This is a genomic window from Novacetimonas pomaceti (assembly GCF_003207955.1).
Classification (GTDB): domain Bacteria; phylum Pseudomonadota; class Alphaproteobacteria; order Acetobacterales; family Acetobacteraceae; genus Novacetimonas; species Novacetimonas pomaceti.
In genome coordinates this window covers 38,841-54,278 of record NZ_NOXG01000014.1, presented here as the reverse complement: position 1 = coordinate 54,278, position 15,438 = coordinate 38,841, and the positions used below count along the sequence as shown (strand labels likewise).

Annotated in this window: 14 protein-coding genes; 4 read left to right on the top strand and 10 right to left on the bottom strand. The window is 64.6% G+C overall.

The genetic code is table 11. The annotated features are described in order from the left end of the window. Nucleotides 1–50: 50 nt before the first annotated feature. Nucleotides 51–1,073, top strand: coding sequence for an NAD(P)/FAD-dependent oxidoreductase (locus tag CFR71_RS11180; RefSeq protein ID WP_110531107.1), 1,023 nt, complete (start codon nucleotides 51–53; stop codon nucleotides 1,071–1,073). A gap of 150 nt (nucleotides 1,074–1,223) precedes the next feature. Continuing rightward, on the top strand, nucleotides 1,224–2,480 hold the full coding sequence (locus CFR71_RS11175; RefSeq protein ID WP_110531105.1) for a D-amino acid dehydrogenase: 1,257 nt from the start codon (nucleotides 1,224–1,226) through the stop codon (nucleotides 2,478–2,480). Nucleotides 2,481–2,726: 246 nt separating this feature from the next. On the opposite strand, the gene CFR71_RS11170 is transcribed toward CFR71_RS11175, so the two are convergent. From CFR71_RS11170 to CFR71_RS11160, 3 genes are all read right to left on the bottom strand, one after another. Beyond that, on the bottom strand, nucleotides 2,727–3,002 hold the full coding sequence (locus CFR71_RS11170; RefSeq protein WP_110531103.1) for a hypothetical protein: 276 nt from the start codon (nucleotides 3,000–3,002) through the stop codon (nucleotides 2,727–2,729). Between the two features lie 251 nt (nucleotides 3,003–3,253). Continuing rightward, entirely contained in the window at nucleotides 3,254–5,077 is a 1,824-nt protein-coding gene (gene typA, locus CFR71_RS11165) for a translational GTPase TypA (protein ID WP_110531101.1), read from the bottom strand. 188 nt (nucleotides 5,078–5,265) lie between these two features. Beyond that, nucleotides 5,266–6,288, bottom strand: coding sequence for an adenosine kinase (locus CFR71_RS11160; protein WP_110531099.1), 1,023 nt, complete (start codon nucleotides 6,286–6,288; stop codon nucleotides 5,266–5,268). Nucleotides 6,289–6,575: 287 nt separating this feature from the next. On the opposite strand from CFR71_RS11160, the gene CFR71_RS11155 reads away from it, so the two are divergent. Then, on the top strand, nucleotides 6,576–7,163 hold the full coding sequence (locus tag CFR71_RS11155; protein WP_408889660.1) for a bactofilin family protein: 588 nt from the start codon (nucleotides 6,576–6,578) through the stop codon (nucleotides 7,161–7,163). Nucleotides 7,164–7,375: 212 nt separating this feature from the next. On the opposite strand, the gene CFR71_RS11150 is transcribed toward CFR71_RS11155, so the two are convergent. Next, complete coding sequence (locus tag CFR71_RS11150; protein ID WP_110531095.1) at nucleotides 7,376–8,116, bottom strand: GcrA family cell cycle regulator; 741 nt, start codon at nucleotides 8,114–8,116, stop codon at nucleotides 7,376–7,378. A 145-nt stretch (nucleotides 8,117–8,261) separates the two neighbouring features. Further along, nucleotides 8,262–9,449 (bottom strand): ribonuclease D, encoded by a 1,188-nt coding sequence (gene rnd / locus CFR71_RS11145; protein ID WP_110531093.1) that lies wholly within the window; start codon nucleotides 9,447–9,449, stop codon nucleotides 8,262–8,264. 125 nt (nucleotides 9,450–9,574) lie between these two features. Between rnd and queF the strand changes: the two genes are divergently transcribed. Further along, complete coding sequence (gene queF / locus CFR71_RS11140) at nucleotides 9,575–10,054, top strand: preQ(1) synthase (RefSeq protein WP_110531091.1); 480 nt, start codon at nucleotides 9,575–9,577, stop codon at nucleotides 10,052–10,054. A 295-nt stretch (nucleotides 10,055–10,349) separates the two neighbouring features. Here queF and atpC read toward each other — a convergent pair whose 3' ends face one another. From atpC to CFR71_RS11115, 5 genes are read right to left on the bottom strand one after another with little or no spacing between them, the layout of a single operon-like run. Then, on the bottom strand, nucleotides 10,350–10,775 hold the full coding sequence (atpC, locus tag CFR71_RS11135; protein ID WP_110531089.1) for an ATP synthase F1 subunit epsilon: 426 nt from the start codon (nucleotides 10,773–10,775) through the stop codon (nucleotides 10,350–10,352). A 31-nt stretch (nucleotides 10,776–10,806) separates the two neighbouring features. Then, on the bottom strand, nucleotides 10,807–12,288 hold the full coding sequence (gene atpD / locus CFR71_RS11130) for a F0F1 ATP synthase subunit beta (RefSeq protein WP_110531087.1): 1,482 nt from the start codon (nucleotides 12,286–12,288) through the stop codon (nucleotides 10,807–10,809). Nucleotides 12,289–12,319: 31 nt separating this feature from the next. Further along, on the bottom strand, nucleotides 12,320–13,201 hold the full coding sequence (locus CFR71_RS11125; protein ID WP_110531085.1) for a F0F1 ATP synthase subunit gamma: 882 nt from the start codon (nucleotides 13,199–13,201) through the stop codon (nucleotides 12,320–12,322). 16 nt (nucleotides 13,202–13,217) lie between these two features. Next, nucleotides 13,218–14,756 carry a F0F1 ATP synthase subunit alpha gene (atpA, locus tag CFR71_RS11120; protein WP_110531083.1) on the bottom strand — a complete coding sequence of 513 codons (1,539 nt, stop codon included), beginning with the start codon at nucleotides 14,754–14,756 and terminating at the stop codon, nucleotides 13,218–13,220. Further along, nucleotides 14,756–15,352 carry a F0F1 ATP synthase subunit delta gene (locus CFR71_RS11115; RefSeq protein WP_110531081.1) on the bottom strand — a complete coding sequence of 199 codons (597 nt, stop codon included), beginning with the start codon at nucleotides 15,350–15,352 and terminating at the stop codon, nucleotides 14,756–14,758. Before CFR71_RS11115 ends, atpA begins: the two co-directional genes overlap by 1 nt. Nucleotides 15,353–15,438: the final 86 nt, after the last annotated feature.

Genomic DNA, 15,438 nt, shown 5'->3' with positions numbered 1-15,438 from the left:
CACAACGCTGCCGACAGCCTGAACAGCCACGGATTGCAGGATACACAGCAATGACCGACACCCGCAGCCTTTCCACCGATGTCGCCATTATCGGCGCGGGGCCTGCCGGCCTGTTCGCCGCGTTCGAATGCAGCATGCTCAAGCTCGGCTGCGTCCTGATCGACGCGCTGGACGAAGTGGGCGGACAATGCTGCGCGCTGTATCCCGAAAAGCCGATCTATGACATCCCGGCCCATCCCTCCATCACCGGGGGCGACCTGATCGCCGCGCTGGACCGGCAGATCGCGCCCTTTGACGTCGCGCGCCTGCTGGGCCGCCGGGTGGAGGAACTGACGGGCACACGCGGCGCGTTCACGCTGCGGACCGACGCCGGCGACACGATTCGCGCCCATGCCGTCATCATCGCGGCGGGCGCGGGCGCGTTCGGCCCCAACCGTCCCCCGCTGCCGGGGCTGGAGGCGTTCGAGAAAAGCGGCGCGGTGCGGTATTATGTCCGCCGTCGCGCCGATTTCGCCGGAAAGCACGTCCTGATCGCGGGTGGCGGGGATTCTGCGGTGGACTGGGCGCTGTCGCTGCGTGACGTGGCGGCACGGGTTTCCATCGTCCATCGCCGCAACCGTTTCCGCGCCGCCCCCGAAAGCCTGCGCCAGCTGGACGAGGCCGTCGACCGGGGCGAGATCGAGAAGCTGGTGGGATACCAGCTGCATGGCCTGCGCGGCACGGATGGCGTGCTGGAGGGCGTGGACCTTGTCACGCTGGAGGGCGAGGGCCTGCATGTCCCGTGCCAGGCGCTGCTGCCGTTCTTCGGGCTGGCGACCGACCTTGGCCCCATCGCGCAATGGGGGCTGGATACGATCCGCGGGACCATTCCCGTCACGCCCTCCACCTGTGAAAGCAGCATGCCGGGCGTCTTTGCCGTTGGCGATGTCGCGTCCTATCCGGGGAAGCTGAAGCTGATCCTGCAGGGATTCAGCGAATGCGCGATGGCGGCACACGCCATCCATCCCATCGTCCATCCCGACACCGCGCTGCATTTCGAATATTCCACCAGCAAGGGCGTTCCCACCACCTGAACGCATGGCGGCTGCCACCGTGCCGGGCCACATAATCCGACATATAATGTTATAATCGCCGCGTCGAGATCGGCGCCGTGATGCTTGACCCCATCGGGACGGGCGATAGCATCGCGCCCGAACTCCATGACATGACAAAAGGGGCAGCGGGTGAAGGTCATTATTCTCGGCGCGGGCGTCATTGGCGTGACGACGGCATGGTACCTCGCCAGACAGGGACATGAGGTGGAGGTCGTGGACCGGCAGCCCGCCGCCGCGATGGAAACGTCCTTTGCCAATGCCGGGCAGATTTCGCCGGGTTATTCCGCCCCGTGGGCCGGCCCCGGGCTGCCGCTGCAGATCCTGAAATGGATGTGCAGCCGCAACAGCCCCATGATCGTCCGCCCGCGCATCGATTTTGCGATGTTCGCGTGGATGCGCCAGGTCCTGCGCAACTGCAACGCCCGTTCCTATGAAATCAACAAGGCACGCATGCTGCGTGTCGCGACCTACAGCCGCGACTGCCTTGACGCGCTGCGGGCCGAAACCGGCATTTCCTATGACGACCGCCAGCGCGGGCTGATCCAGCTGTTCCGCACCGACCGCGAGGTGGCGAAGGCGCATCGCGACATGCGCGTGCTGCGCCAGCATGGCGTGGCGCATGACCTGCTGGACCCGGACCAGATCGCGGCGTTCGAACCCGGGCTTGCCGCCTCGCGCCACCTGCTGCGCGGGGGGCTGCGGCTGCCGGGCGACGAATCGGGGGATGCGCACATGTTCACCCAGCGCCTTGCGCAGAAGGCGGAGGAACTGGGCGTCATCTTCCATTATGAAACCACGGTCAGGGCGCTCGACGCCTCGGCCGAGGAGATACTGGGCGTGCGTACCTCCGCCGGGCGGATGACGGGCGATGCGTATGTCGTCGCCCTCGGCAGTTACGCGCCGCGCCTGCTGCGTCCGCTGGGGCTGCGGCTGCCGGTCTGTCCGGTCAAGGGATATTCGCTGACCCTGCCGGTCACGGACGAATCCCGCGCGCCGGTTTCCACCGTCAATGATGACACATACAAGGTCGCGATCACCCGCCTGGGCGATCGCATCCGCATCGGTGGGACGGCGGAACTGGCGGGATACAACACGCGGCTGAGCCGCGATCGCCGCGCGGGGCTGGAGGAATCCTTCTCCGAACTGTTCGGCGGGGGCGACCTGTCACAGGGAGTGTACTGGACGGGACTGCGCCCCTGCACGCCCGACGGCACGCCCATCATCGGCGGCTCAAAGCGTTTCGGCAACCTGTGGCTCAATACCGGCCACGGCACGCTGGGGTGGACGATGGCCTGCGGGTCGGGAAAGCTGGTGTCCGACATGATCAGCGGCCACCAGACCGAAATCCCCAGCCTCGACCTCTCGCTGGAGCGTTATTTCCAGTAAGCCGGGCACGGGGGAACCACCCTGCGGCTTCAAGACAACAGAAGTTTCCGGGCGCCGCCTGTTTCCAAAAAGGCGGCGTCATTTCAAGGCATTTCAAAAAAGCCTCACCAGAAACCTCTGCATGGTTGCCCGAAATCCGGACAATAAAAAACGGGGCCGGAAAATTCCCGGCCCCGTTTTTCTGGCATCATGCAGCCGTGGCGCATCGCCGTCCGGATGGATCCGTCAGGCGATGCCCGGGCGACATTACTGCGCGGCAGGCGCTTCAGCAGCGGCGGCGGCCTTCTTCTTGCCGTGATGCTTGCCGCCATGATGATGGCTGCCGTGGTGCATCTTCTTTTCACCCTGGCCCGCGACACCCGCGGCTGCGTCAGGCGTACCGGCCTCGGGCGCATGTTCCGGGCCGGAGACAGCCGGGGCGGTCGGTTCGGCGGGGGTGGTCTGCGCCATCAGGGGGGAAGCAACGCCCATAACGGCAACAGCGGACAGGGCGGCCAGGAAACGGCGGGTCGAAACGATCATGAACTCTTCTCTCCAACAATCGGGATAATATCCCAATGCCTGTGCCGGACCAGCAACGATACCAGTCCGATCCGACACCACGCGGAATAACACGCGGAGAGGAGCCCCGTCTCGAATTAAAAAATTTAAATTTTTACAGCGAACCCCATAACTGCCGCATTCCCACCGCAATCACAATCCCCGAAACATTACGAATGGTTGCTGCAGGGCTGCGCGACAGTCATGGGACAGTCATGGGGTCGATGTGAAAATCAGTCCACGGTGCCCGAACGCTCGCGCTTCTTGCGCTCATGCGGGTCGAGGTAGCGCTTGCGGATGCGCACGGCCGACGGCGTGACCTCCACCAGTTCGTCATCCTCGATATACGCGATGGCCTGTTCCAGGTTCATCTTGCGCGGCGGGATCAGCAGCAGGGCCTCGTCCTTGCCGGCGGCGCGGATGTTGGTCAGCTTCTTTTCACGGACCGGATTCACTTCCAGGTCGTTTTCACGCGAATGTTCGCCGATGATCATGCCGACATAGACCTTTTCGCCCGCGTCAACGAACAGCGTGCCGCGATCCTGCAGCGAGAACAGCGAATACTGCGTCGTCGCCCCGTCTTCGGACGAAATCAGCGACCCGTTGCGACGGCCCGCGATCGGCCCGACATACGGCTGGTAGCCGGAGAACAGGCGGTTCATGATGCCCGAACCGCGCGTGTCGGTCAGGAATTCGCCGTGATAGCCGATCAGCCCGCGAGAGGGGATCTGGAACGTCAGGCGCACCTTGCCACCGCCCGACGGCTGCATGTCCTGCATGATGCCCTTGCGCAGCGCCATCTTCTCGACCACGACGCCCGAATACGGCTCGTCCACGTCGATCAGGACTTCCTCGAACGGTTCCTCGCGCTCGCCGGTTTCCTCGTTCGTGCGGAACAGCACGCGGGGACGGCCGATCGTCAGCTCGAAACCTTCGCGGCGCATCTGCTCGATCAGGACGCCAAGCTGCAGTTCGCCACGGCCCGCGACCTCGAACGCCTCGCTTTCGGGGCTTTCGGAGACGCGGATGGCGATGTTGCCCTCGGTTTCCTTGAACAGGCGGTCGCGGATCTGGCGCGACGTGACCTTCTTGCCCTCGCGACCGCCCAGCGGGCCGTCATTGAGGCGGAAGGTCATCGACAGCGTCGGCGGATCGACGGGGGTGGAGGGCAGCGGCTCCTTCACCTCGAGGGCCGCGATGGTTTCGGGGATCGTCGCTTCCGACAGGCCGGCCACGGCCACGATGTCGCCGGCCTCGACCTCTTCCACCGGCACGCGGTCCAGCCCGCGGAACGACAGCAGCTTGGTCAGGCGGCCGGTTTCCACGACGGAACCGTCGGGACGCAGCACATGCACGGGCATGTTCATCTTTGCCGTGCCCTGTTCCACGCGCCCGGTCAGCACGCGGCCAAGGAAGTTGTCGTTTTCAAGGATGGTCGCGACCATCGCGAACGGCGCGTCCTTGTTGACCTTCGGCGGCGGGACATGACGCAGGATCAGGTCGAACAGCGGGGAGAGGTCCTTGCGCGGGCCATCGATTTCCAGATCCGCCCAGCCCTGACGGCCGGAGGCGTAGAGCATGGGGAAATCAAGCTGCTCGTCATTCGCGCCAAGGGCTGCGAACAGGTCGAAAATCTCGTTATGCACCTCGTCCGGGCGGGCGTCGCCACGGTCGATCTTGTTGACCACGACGATCGGCTTCAGCCCGCGCGCCAGCGCCTTGCCCACGACGAACTTCGTCTGCGGCAGCGCGCCTTCGGCGGAATCGACCAGCACGACCGCGCCATCGACCATGCTCAGGATACGTTCCACCTCGCCGCCGAAATCGGCATGGCCCGGGGTGTCGATGATGTTGATGCGCGTGTCCTTCCACACGACGGACGTGCACTTGGCCAGGATGGTGATGCCGCGCTCACGCTCCAGGTCATTGCTGTCCATCGCGCGTTCCGCGACATGCTGGTTTTCGCGGAACGAACCGGACTGTTTCAGAAGCTGGTCAACCAGCGTGGTCTTGCCATGATCGACGTGCGCGATGATGGCGATATTACGGATGTCCATAACGGTTGTAACCTGACTTTCCTTGCGGGGGCGCCAAAAGGGCGCGCCGCCCGTGCGGGCAGTTCAGGCCCGAGCGACATGGCGGCATTGTTTGGTGCTGAGGCGTAGATAAAGGGGACTGGCGCGGATTGCACGCGAAACTTCACGTCATCCGCGCATGCCGGTGATGAATTCTGCCGTGCGTGCGATCAGAACCCCATGTCCTGGCGCATGTTGATCAGCGGCCGCGCGCCATAGTGGGAGATCACTTCGGACGCGGCGACGCTGCCCAGGCGGCCGCATTCGGCAAGCTCGCGCCCCGACGTCCATCCTGCCAGGAACCCGGCGGCATAGGCGTCGCCCGCCCCGGTGGTGTCGACCACCTGCGTGCGGACGCTGTCGATGGCGATCTGCTGCTGGTCCTGCACGATCACGCTGCCCTTTTCACTGCGGGTCAGGACGGCGAAATGCGTATCGGCCGCCACGTGGCGCAGGGCCTCGTCGAATTCCCTGGCCTGGTACAGCGACAGGATTTCCATTTCATTGGCGAAAAGGATGTCGACATGCCCGCGCACGAGGTCAAGGAACGCGTCGCGGTGGCGGTCGACGCAGAACGCGTCCGACAGCGACAGCGCGACGCGGCGGCCTGCGGAATGCGCGATTTCGGCGGCGCGGCGGAAGGCGGCCTGCGCCTCCGGCCGGTCGAACAGGTATCCCTCCATATAGGTCACCTTCGACGCCGTCACGACATCGGGCAGCACGTCGTCCGGCCCGAACGCCACGCATGCCCCGAGATAGGTGTTCATCGTGCGCTGCCCGTCCGGGGTGACAAGGATCAGGCAGCTTGCGGTCGGCTGCTGCGCCGCATCCTTGCCCTTGAGCGGCTGTGACGGGAAATACACGCCCGCCGCCTGCATGTCCGCGGCAAAGGCCCGGCCCGTCGCGTCATCCGCGACCTTGCCCAGATAGGCCACGCGCGCGCCCATGTTCGACGCCACGACGCAGGTATTGGCGGCCGAGCCACCGCCCATTTCCTTTTCCCGCCGGATGGCACGGCCCAGTTCCTCCGCCCGGGGCGCGTCGATCAGCATCATGCCGCCGGGCACCATGTCATTGGCCTTGAGGAAGGAGGGCTCGACAGGGGCAAGGATATCGACGATCGCGTTTCCGATCCCCAGGATATCGAACCTGCATTCGGAGGCCTGGCCAGAATTTTCCGTGTTCTTTTCCATCTTCGTCTCCCCTCTCCCCCGCGTCTTACGGCGTTATTGCGCCAATATCGCCATGAAATAACCAACATTGCGGATAACTAAGTTGCGCATTCGCTATCACCGGGGCAGGGAAACCGCAATGGCGGCATGTTTTTCACCGCTGCGACATGACGTACGCCCTTGTCGCGAATACATGCACGCGTATAACAAAAACAGAAAGGTAGGGCATGCCTGTCCGGTGCGAAAGCGATGACCGATCCGGACTATTCCCAGCGCCGGATTACACAGCCAGATGAAGCGGGGTAATATTGTTCAGACGTCGTAAGCCAGAAGAGACCAAGCCGCCGGTCAAGCCTCAGGCAGCCACTCCGCAAGCCGCGCGCCCAGCGCCTTCTTCCACACCAGCCAACAAGGAAAACGCGCCGATGGCCCGTCCCCCATTCCCCCCGACACCGAACACGTCTCCTGCCGCGGGCGGCGTGCGCCCCGGCGCCACGGCCCCCGGCGCGAAAAAGGACAACGACCGCCGCACCCTCGTCGTTGGTCGTGGCATCAGCGTCCAGGGCACCATCCAGGATGCCGAACGACTGGTGGTGGAGGGAACGGTTGAATCCTCGATGATCAACGCCTCCGAACTGCAGATCGCCCATGGCGGCATCTTCAAGGGCGAGGTCGAGGTCGAGGACGCCGAACTGGCCGGGACCATCGACGGCAAGCTGACGGTGCGCGGCAGCCTGACGATCCGTTCGACCGGCCGCCTGCTGGGCACGGCAAAGTGCCGCCGCCTGAAGGTCGAGGACGGTGGCCAGGTTTCCGGCCAGCTGGAAATGATCAGCACCCCCGCCCCGGCGGAACCGCCGGCCGCGGCCCCGCAGCCCAAGCCCGCCACACCCTGAGGCCGGCTGCCCTGCCTGACCATGATGCCCGTCCCGCGCGGGCATCACGGTCCGCCCGCGCGACGCCATGCAATCGGGGCGCCACGCATTCCGGGCATCCGTGAAAAAGCGGATACCATGAAAAAAAGCCGCCGGAACGCCCTGTTCCCGGCGGCTTTTTCATGCCCGCATGTCACGGGGCCATGTTATGGGGCCATGTTAACGGGGCGATATCAGGCGACGTTGTCGCGACGGTCGCGCAGCTTCACATACGCAAGCTGCGCATGCTCGGCGCAATAGGGCTTGCCCGGCAGTGGCGTCGCGCCACAGAAATGAAAGCCCGGCGTTCCCGGATCGCCCAGCGGCCAGCAGCAGGACTGGCTGCTGCGACGGCGCGGCGGGGCCGGGGCATGCGCGGCGGCGCGTTCAGCACGCGAGGTCGCGGCCCTGCGCGCCGGCTTGGCCGGGGCCGGTTCCTCAGCCTTGGGCGCGACGGGCGGAGTCGCGGGGGCTGCGGCTTTCTGGGCCGGGGGTGCTACAGGCGCGGGCTGCGCGGAAGCGACCGGGGCGGCGTCAACGGGGGCGGACGCGACAGGCGTGCTGGCGGCTGGCTGCGGCGTAACGGGTTCGGCTGGCACGGGCGCTGCCACAGGCGCGGCGGCGACCTCCGCATGGGCGGGGCGCGGCGTTGCGACAGGCGCGGGCGCGACGGGGGCAGCGGGCGTGGCCGATGGCGCCCCGGCCGTGGCGGGAGCTGATGTCGCGGGGGCTGGCGTCGCGGCGGCGGCCTTTTCCGCTGCCTTGCCACCCCGGCGAATGGGCGACGGGCGTGGCTTCAGACCCAGCCGATGCGCCTTTCCCACGACCGCGTTCTTGGTCACTGCCAACTGACGGCCGATTTCCGCCGTTGACAGTCCCTGCTGCCACAGGTCGCGAAGACGCGCGATCGTCTCCTCGGTCCATTCCATCGCCATCGCTCACACTCCATTACGCGGAATTGGGGGCAAAATAGGCTTATATTGTGGGTGACTCAACCGGCCAGACACAAAATATTGTGGACAAGACTGCACATAACCTGTTCGCAACCATGGGAAAACCCGGGGGATAACCCGATGGGGATCAGGCGCGTATCAGCCGTATCGCCCCGTTTTCCACCCCCAATGTCAGTTCACCCGCCTTCAGCGCCAGCGCCTGCGTCCCGAAAACCTCGCGCCGCCATCCCTGCAGGGCGGGGATTTCCGGCGCGTCTTCCAGCGCAAGGCGATCGATATCGTCCGCCGACGCCACCAGCTTTGGCGCCACGCGATGCCGTTCGCAGCATGCCGCAAGCAATACCTTGAGCATCGCCACCAGCGCCGCCGATGGCCGGGGCGCGTCCTTGCCCCGTCCCTTTGGCGGGCGCGGCAGGCTGGCGTCGGGTTCGCGCCGCGCGACCGCGATCGCCTCCAGCAGGCCCTGCCCGCTGCGTCCCTCGGCAAAGCCGCGCGAAATGCCGCGCACGCGCGCCAGCCCGTCAACATCGCCGGGGCCGGTGGCCGCGATTTCCATCAGGCTCTCATCCTTGACCAGGCGCTGGCGCGGGACGTTGACGCGCTGCGCCTCGCGCTCGCGCCATGCCGCGATGGCCCGCAGCATGCCCAGCATGCGGCGGTTGCTGGTGCGCGGACGCATCCGTTCCCACAACGTCTCGGGGTCGGGCCGGAAGGTCGCGGGGGAATTGAGGACATCCATCTCCGCCGTCATCCAGTCCTGCCGGCCTTCGCGTTCCAGCTGCGCCACCAGCCGCAGGTAGACATCGCGCAGGTACGTGACGTCAGCCGCGGCGTAGCTGATCTGCGCCGGCGAAAGCGGACGCGCGGCCCAGTCGGAAAAGCGGTGCGACTTGTCTATCTGCGCGCCCAGAAGGGAGGAGACGAGGTTGTCGTATCCCACCTGGTCCCCGTATCCCGCAACCATCGCCGCGACCTGCGTGTCAAACAGCGGCTGCGGCAGGCGGTCGAACAGGTGCAGGAAAATCTCCAGATCCTGTCGGGCGGCATGGAACACCTTGATAACGTTCTCATCCGCAAGGAGTTCACCCAGCGAGGTCAGGTCGATGCCCGGCGCCAGCGCGTCGACCACCACCACTTCGTCCGCACCCGCCAGCTGCACCAGGCACAGTTCGGGCCAGTACGTGCGTTCACGCACGAATTCCGTGTCGATGGTGATGAAGGGTTCGCGGCGAAGGCGCGCGGTCACCGCATTCAGGTCGGCAGTCGAGGTCACAAGGACCGGATCGGGAAATTCGGTTCGGGATGCAGGTGCCATGCCTTGTGTGTTATCACGTGCCGCAGGCTTGCGACAGCAGGCAAAATGACATGGCAATCCATTGACGCCGCCATATCCCGTCCGCCATCACGGGCCTTTACGTGAACCATGGAAAGACCACGCCCATGACATCCCCCACCCCGCCCGATGACGGCAGCCAGGCCCTGACGCAGCTGGGACGCAGCACGGCCCAGCCCGCCAGCCCGGAGGAAGCCGTGCTGGAACGCGTGCCCGCGCCGGACCCGGACAAACGTTACGTCGTGCGCTTTACCGCGCCGGAATTCACCTCGCTGTGCCCTGTCACGGGACAGCCGGATTTCGCGCATATCGTCATCGACTACATCCCCGGCAAGTGGATCGTGGAAAGCAAGTCGCTGAAACTGTTCCTGACCAGTTTCCGCAACCATGGCGCGTTTCACGAAAAATGCTCCATGCAGATCGCAACCACCCTTGTCGATCTGCTCGACCCCGTATGGTTGCGGATCGGGGCCTACTGGTATCCGCGCGGCGGCATGCCCATCGATGTCTTCTGGCAGACCGGAACCCCGCCCGAAGGTACATGGATCCCGGCGCAGGATGTTCCCGGATATCGCGGGCGCGGCTGACATATGCCCGGCGCATGAAAAGCTTTACGGGAAAAAAGCCGTTTGACAGTCAGACCCGGTAATGGACTGAAATTCTAAAAGTTTTTGGGTATCGCCTTTTTTCAAACAGGCGATGTCTTTCGAAGCTTTTTGCAAAAAGCTTCACCAAAAACTTTTGCTACTTTTTATCAACGGTTTCCAAAAATCCGCGCAAAAACACCCCGGCAATCCGTGAAACGGTTCAGGAACCCACAAAAAAAACGGCGCCCACCAGGGGGCGCCGTTTTCATGACTGATCAGGCCGGAAGCCGCGATATCAGATCGACATCTCGGGCGTGGCACTGTTGGCGGCCTCGATTTCCGCACGGGCGGACTGCATCTTGTCCATCAGGATATCCAGCGCGGGGACATTCATCTTGTCCGCCTCGTCATAGGATTTTTCCAGCGCGGCCAGACGGGATTCGGCATCGGTCGCGGAAAGTTCCGTCACCGGCGTCGCGTGATCCGCCAGGATGGTGCAGTGGTCCGGCGTCATATCGGCAAACCCGCCCGACACGAAGAAACGATGGGCGATGGCATCGCCCTCGTAAATCTCGACAACGCCACCGCGCAGCATCAGCATCAGCGGCGCATGCTCGGGCATCGCGGCGATATCGCCCTCGGACCCGGGCATGACCACCATGTCAGCCTTGTGGGAGAAAAGGATTTTCTCCGGGCTGACAATCTCGACCTTAATCGGCATGGTCTGTCTTCCTTGCGTCAGGGGCCAGTAATCAGGCCGATTCCTTCATCTTTTCGGCCTTGGCCACCGCTTCCTCGATCGCGCCGACCATGTAGAACGCGCTTTCGGGTAGGTGATCGTATTCGCCCGCGACAATCGCCTTGAACGAACGCACGGTATCGGCCAGCGCGACCAGCTTGCCCGGCGCGCCGGTGAACACTTCGGCCACATGGAACGGCTGCGACAGGAAACGCTGGATACGACGCGCGCGCGCCACCACCAGCTTGTCGTCTTCCGACAGTTCATCCATGCCCAGGATGGCGATGATGTCCTGCAGCGACTTGTAGGTCTGCAGGATGCGCTGCACGTCGCGCGCCACCTGATAATGTTCGTCGCCCACGATTTTCGGGTCCAGCGAGCGCGAGGTCGAATCCAGCGGGTCAACGGCGGGATAGATGCCCATTTCCGCGATGGAACGGTTCAGCACCGTCGTCGCGTCAAGATGGGCGAACGTCGCGGCAGGCGCCGGGTCGGTCAGGTCATCGGCGGGAACGTAAACGGCCTGCACCGAGGTGATCGACCCCTTCTTGGTGGAGGTGATGCGTTCCTGCAGCGCGCCCATTTCGGTCGCCAGCGTCGGCTGGTAACCCACGGCCGAAGGAATACGGCCCAGCAGCGCGGACACTTCGGCGCCGGCCTGCGTGAAGCGGAAGATGTTGTCGACGAAGAACAGCACGTCCTGGCCTTCGACATCGCGGAAATATTCCGCGACCGTCACGCCGGACAGCGCCACGCGGGCACGCGCACCCGGCGGTTCGTTCATCTGGCCATAAACCAGCGCCACCTTGGAACCCGCGGTGGAATCACCATCGAGCTTGATGACGCCCGCGTCCTGCATTTCGTAATACAGGTCGTTACCTTCACGGGTACGTTCACCGACACCGGCAAAGACGGACACGCCGCCATGCGCCTTGGCGATGTTGTTGATCAGTTCCTGGATGATGACCGTCTTGCCGACGCCCGCGCCACCGAACAGGCCGACCTTGCCCCCCTTCAGGTAGGGGCAGAGCAGGTCGACGACCTTGATGCCGGTCGGCAGGATTTCGGTCGCGGCAGCCTGTTCGTCAAAGGCCGGGGCCGCGCGGTGGATCGGCGAACGGCCCTTCGCCTGGATCGGGCCACGATCGTCGATCGGCTCACCGATGACGTTCAGGATACGGCCCAGCGTGCCCGGACCGACCGGCACGGTGATCTGCGTGCCCGTGGCGACGACCTCGGTCCCGCGGCTCAGGCCGTCGGTCGTGTCCATCGCGATGCAGCGGACTTCGTGCTCGCCGATTTCCTGCGCGACCTCGAGCACCAGCGTCTGGCCATTGAGCGAGACATGCAGCGCATCGAGGATGTGCGGCAGCGTGCCTTCGAACTGGACATCGACGACGGCGCCGCGGATCTGCGTCACGCGGCCGACGACGTTGCTTTTCTGCGACTGCCCCTGTGTGGAGACAGGAGCCTCGTGAGTTGTGGTTTCCGACATGGGACAGCTCCTGGAGCGTGGAGACCGATCTTCAGACTGCCTGGGCGCCCGAAATGATCTCGATCAGTTCATTGGTGATGTTGGTCTGGCGGGTGCGGTTATAGGTCAGCGTCAGCCGGTCGATGGCCTTGCCCGCGTTACGCGTGGCACTGTCCATCGCCGTCATCCGCGCGCCGTTTTCACCCGCGGCGGTTTCAAGCATGGTCGCATAAAGCTGGACCTGCAGGTTGCGTGGCAGCAGTCGCGACAGCAGCGCGCCCTCGTCCGGCTCGAACTCGTACTGCGCGGTCTCGTCGCCCGCGTCGTTGTCGTTGCCCGGCAGCGCCAGCGGGATCAGCTGCATTTCCGTCGGGACCTGCGACATGACGTTCTGGAAGCGGTTGTACACCAGCGTGCAGACATCGAATTCATCCCGGTCCAGCATGCCGGAAATCCGTTCGCCCAGGTCGGAAGCGACCTTGAACGAGACTTCCTTGCCCGACGACATGTGGATGTGCCCGATAATCAGGTCCGCGAAATCGCGCTGCAGGTATTCGTACGTCTTGCGCCCGACCGGCAGCAGGCGCACGGTCTTGCCCGCGGCCTGCAGCTTGAGGATCATGTCGCGCGTCTTGCGGTTGATGTTGGCGTTGAAGGCCCCGGCAAGACCACGGTCGCTCGACATCGGTACCAGCAGGTGGGTGGTATCTCCCCCCGTGCCGGACAGCAGCTTGGGCTGGCCGCCCTCGCCCGCCATGCTGCGGGCAACCTCGGCGAGCATGCGGCGCATCGCGTCGGCATAGGGACGCGCCGCCGCCGCGCGGGTTTCCGCCCGACGCAGCTTGGCCGCGGCGACCATTTTCATCGCGCTGGTGATCTTTCGCGTCGATTTGACGCTGCCGATCCTTGCGCGCAGTTCCTTCAGGGAAGCCATGGATGCGCGTTCTTCCTCAGTTGACGAACTGACGGCCGAACGTCGTCAGGAAATCGTTCAGTCGGCTTTCGATATCCTTGGTCAGCTGACGCTGGGTCCGGATGGATTCGAGGATGTCCTTGCCTGCCGAACGCACTTCCTCAAGCAGACGCTTTTCATAGGTCGTGACCTCGTTCACCGGCACGGCGTCGATATAGCCACGGGTGCCCGCGAACAGGACGACCACCTGCTCCTCGACCGAAAGCGGGGAGGTTTCGGGCTGCTTGAGCAGCTCGACAAGGCGCGCGCCACGGGCAAGCTGCTTCTGCGTCGCGGGATCGAGGTCCGACGCGAACTGCGAGAAGGCGGCCATTTCGCGATACTGCGCCAGTTCCAGCTTGATCTTGCCGGCAACCTGCTTCATCGCCTTGATCTGCGCAGCGGAACCGACGCGCGACACGGAACCGCCAACGTTCACCGCCGGGCGGATGCCGCGATAGAACAGGTCGGTTTCAAGGAACACCTGGCCGTCGGTAATGGAAATCACGTTGGTCGGGATATAGGCCGACACGTCGCCAGCCTGCGTCTCGATCACCGGAAGCGCCGTCAGCGAACCCGCGCCGAACTTGTCGGACATCTTCGCGGCGCGTTCCAGCAGGCGCGAATGCAGGTAGAACACGTCACCCGGATACGCCTCACGTCCCGGCGGACGACGCAGCAGCAGCGACATCTGGCGATAGGCGACGGCCTGCTTGGACAGGTCATCATACACGATCAGGGCATGCATGCCGTTGTCGCGGAAATATTCGCCCATGGAGCACGCGGCATACGGCGCCAGGTACTGCATCGGGGCCGGGTCGGACGCGGTGGCCGCCACGACGATGGAATATTCCATCGCGCCGGTTTCCTCCAGCGTGCGGACCAGCTGCGCCACGGTCGAACGCTTCTGCCCGATCGCGACATAGATGCAGTACAGCGACTTGGATTCGTCACCCAGGGCATTGACGCTCTTCTGGTTGACGATGGTGTCGATCAGGATCGCGGTCTTGCCGGTCTGGCGGTCACCGATGATCAGCTCACGCTGGCCGCGCCCGATGGGCACCAGCGCGTCGATGGCCTTGATGCCGGTCTGCATCGGCTCGCTGACGGACTGGCGCGGCATGATGCCGGGGGCCTTGATTTCCGCGCGCTTGTTGATGATTTCACCAACCAGCGGACCCTTGCCGTCGATCGGGTTGCCCAGACCGTCGACCACGCGGCCCAGCAGGGCCTTGCCGGTCGGGACCTCGACCACCTTGCCGGTGCGCGCGACGGTGTCGCCTTCGCGCATGGAGGTGTCATCACCGAAGATGACGACGCCGACATTGTCGTTCTCGAGGTTCAGCGCCATGCCATGCTGGCCGCTGGCGGGGAAGACCAGCATTTCGCCGGCTTCGACGTTCTGCAGCCCGTAAACACGGGCGATGCCGTCACCAACCGACAGGATGGTGCCGGTTTCGGCAACATCGACAGCCTGGTCGAACGTGGCGATCTGCTGCTTGAGGATATCCGAAATCTCGGAGGGGCGGATTTCCATCACGCGGCTCCCTTCATGGCATGATGCAGGCGGGTAAGGCGGGATCTGAGGCTGGTATCATACAGGCGGGCGCCTATGCGCACGACCAGACCGCCCAGCAGCGCCGCGTCAACACGCTCCTGGATATTGACTTTGGAATAGCCGGCCTCGGCGAGGCGGCCGCGAAGCTGTGCGCGCTGCACGTCGTTGAGGGGATGGGCGGACACGACGTCCGCCACCACCTCGCCCCGGCGGGCAGCGGCGATTGCCGCCAGGGCGGCGAGAATTTCACGAAGATGCGGCAGGCGGCGGTTGGCCGCCACCACGCCGACGAAATCACGGATCAGGGGATCGAAACCCTCCTTGTCCAGCACCGCGAGCAGCGCGCGCGTGGACTGGCGGATGTCAAGGGTGCGATCAACCAGCACCGCGGACAGGTCCGCGCTCTGGTCCAGCATGGAGGACAGGGCCTTTGCCTGGTCCAGCGCGAGGTCGAGCTTCTGCTGGTCGGAGGCAAGGTCATAGAGCGCCGTCGCGTAACGGCCCGCAAGGCCATTGGCAATGGAGGCGATTGGTATTGAGGTCGTTCCAGTCGAATCCACTGTCCGCTTTTCCAATCCAGAATCGTGGGTCACACAAACACGCCGCAGGCCCCGGAACACGACCGCCCGAGCCACTGCTGGCGCGGCTCTAGCACGCTGCG

Coding starts and splice junctions, on each gene's coding strand:
- atpC (WP_110531089.1), bottom strand. CDS start 10,775: ATGCCGATTAAGGTCGAGATTGTCAGCCCGGAGAAAATCCTTTTCTCC.
- CFR71_RS11125 (WP_110531085.1), bottom strand. CDS start 13,201: ATGGCTTCCCTGAAGGAACTGCGCGCAAGGATCGGCAGCGTCAAATCG.
- CFR71_RS11160 (WP_110531099.1), bottom strand. CDS start 6,288: ATGGAAAAGAACACGGAAAATTCTGGCCAGGCCTCCGAATGCAGGTTC.
- typA (WP_110531101.1), bottom strand. CDS start 5,077: ATGGACATCCGTAATATCGCCATCATCGCGCACGTCGATCATGGCAAG.
- atpD (WP_110531087.1), bottom strand. CDS start 12,288: ATGTCGGAAACCACAACTCACGAGGCTCCTGTCTCCACACAGGGGCAG.
- CFR71_RS11180 (WP_110531107.1), top strand. CDS start 51: ATGACCGACACCCGCAGCCTTTCCACCGATGTCGCCATTATCGGCGCG.
- rnd (WP_110531093.1), bottom strand. CDS start 9,449: ATGGCACCTGCATCCCGAACCGAATTTCCCGATCCGGTCCTTGTGACC.
- queF (WP_110531091.1), top strand. CDS start 9,575: ATGACATCCCCCACCCCGCCCGATGACGGCAGCCAGGCCCTGACGCAG.
- atpA (WP_110531083.1), bottom strand. CDS start 14,756: ATGGAAATCCGCCCCTCCGAGATTTCGGATATCCTCAAGCAGCAGATC.
- CFR71_RS11170 (WP_110531103.1), bottom strand. CDS start 3,002: ATGATCGTTTCGACCCGCCGTTTCCTGGCCGCCCTGTCCGCTGTTGCC.
- CFR71_RS11150 (WP_110531095.1), bottom strand. CDS start 8,116: ATGGCGATGGAATGGACCGAGGAGACGATCGCGCGTCTTCGCGACCTG.